The 1,593-nt window shown below is 35.4% G+C and carries 4 protein-coding genes; all 4 read left to right on the top strand.

What is annotated here, in order from left to right:
- The first annotated feature begins 206 nt into the window (after positions 1-206).
- Positions 207-452 (top strand): hypothetical protein, encoded by a 246-nt coding sequence (locus KVT27_RS23155; RefSeq protein WP_217563177.1) that lies wholly within the window; start codon positions 207-209, stop codon positions 450-452.
- A 12-nt stretch (positions 453-464) separates the two neighbouring features.
- On the top strand, positions 465-932 hold the full coding sequence (locus tag KVT27_RS23150) for a hypothetical protein (protein ID WP_217563176.1): 468 nt from the start codon (positions 465-467) through the stop codon (positions 930-932).
- Positions 925-1,152, top strand: a complete 228-nt coding sequence (locus tag KVT27_RS23145) for a hypothetical protein (RefSeq protein ID WP_217563175.1) — start codon at positions 925-927, stop codon at positions 1,150-1,152. The genes KVT27_RS23150 and KVT27_RS23145 overlap by 8 nt, the downstream gene beginning before the upstream one ends.
- Before the next feature lie 13 nt (positions 1,153-1,165).
- A partial coding sequence (locus KVT27_RS23140; protein ID WP_217582021.1) for a hypothetical protein occupies positions 1,166-1,593 on the top strand: 428 nt, incomplete at its 3' end.

Genomic DNA, 1,593 nt, shown 5'->3' with positions numbered 1-1,593 from the left:
AGTTATCAGCTATGTATTACAAAAAAATGAAACATGATCGGGAGCAGGAAAGAAAAAATGTTCTTGATGTAGCAAAACGTTTAGAGGATGTTGGTGGAAGTAAAGAAGTTGTGGAACACATTAGAAAAAACGCATAAAAAAAGCCCGCTGCAACGGGACCTTTAAAAAATATTAACTTTTGCAATTATATCATATGGAGCAAACCTATGAAAACAGTATATCGTTCGAAAAAATTTAGTTTCTTAATCCCTTCACATGGGCGGCCAAAACATTACATGTGTGCAGGTGATAAAACAGAGCTAGCAAAACGAGTAATCGTAAAAGAAAAAGAAGGTTATGAGTGTAAATATCCGATTCGCAGGGTTGTTAATATTGACAACCTTGATGAATTCGGAAAACCAGATGAGACGGATTGTTTCTATGAAACTGAACTTAAAAAAATAGATAAATAGGAGATGTTTATTATGGTAGATATCTTTGATGTAGGGGAATATTGTGATATTTGCGGTGATACAATACCGCCCTCTGATGAAAAAACGATGTATATTGAAGGATTGGAAAAGACACTTTGTAAACAATGCAGCGGTCAAGCTGAAGAAACATTAAAAGTAGTAAGCTTTGGTGTAATTAAAGATGCTCTAAAAGAGATAACGGATAAATACGGAAGAGAAAAGGTGCGGCAGTTTGATCTAGTAACTGCAGAACAATTTGTAAGAGAAAATAGCATTACTTTAAACATAGAAAAGCGTGGCGGTAAGTTTAACCAGGAAAAACTAGGTGAATTCGTTCCGCTATCTACAGAGGAATTAATTACAGTAATTGAGTTTTTAAAGAGAAAGATTAACCCTAATCTTTGGATGAACGCAGTAATAGGAACACTATTGGATAAGCAATTAACAATTACATTAGCAAAAGTACCTGTAAATGGTTGAGCAATTAACAATAGAAGATGCTGTCGTATATGAGCAAATTGATACCTATATGGTGGATATTGTTACAAACATTGGATTTAAGTTGGAATTTTGTGAAGCAGAAACAAGGGAAGACGCAGCCCGTATAGTCCGTGAGCGTTATTGTAAACACTATGATTTTCGTATTCGTAGTATTGAAGTTTCTAATAGATCGTTGAAAGAAATAGAAGCATTAGATTAAGGGGGAAATGATGATGAATTTACAAATAGGTGAAACAAAAGTGGTTCCTGGTCATTGGGTTGTATGTGAAATGGAAGATGGCCTACAAATTGTACAAGTGGAAAAAGTTATTAAGGATACTATTAATGACAAAGTAGAGATATGGGGTCAATGGAAAAGTGTAGGTTCCATTGCAGGTGACTATGGATTTAATCATATTGAAAAGTGCCGTTTTGCTACTGCAGTAGAAATTGATGATGAGGGTTGGCGTGAAGTATTTAGACGTAAAGGGAGAGTCCCAGGGAAGTTTACTCCCGGTGATTGGGTATCTGATGATGTATATGCACTAACAGTAATGCACCAGGACGGTAACGTAGTAACTGTAGGGATTGTTAATTCAGGTCAAACATATGAAGTTATGGCAGAAGATTTAGAGCCATTATTCTTCAAAGAAGATTTAGC

The sequence above is a fragment of the Lysinibacillus sp. GbtcB16 genome (assembly GCF_019091145.1).
GTDB lineage: Bacteria > Bacillota > Bacilli > Bacillales_A > Planococcaceae > Lysinibacillus > Lysinibacillus fusiformis.
This window is presented reverse-complemented; position numbering and strand designations above follow the sequence as displayed.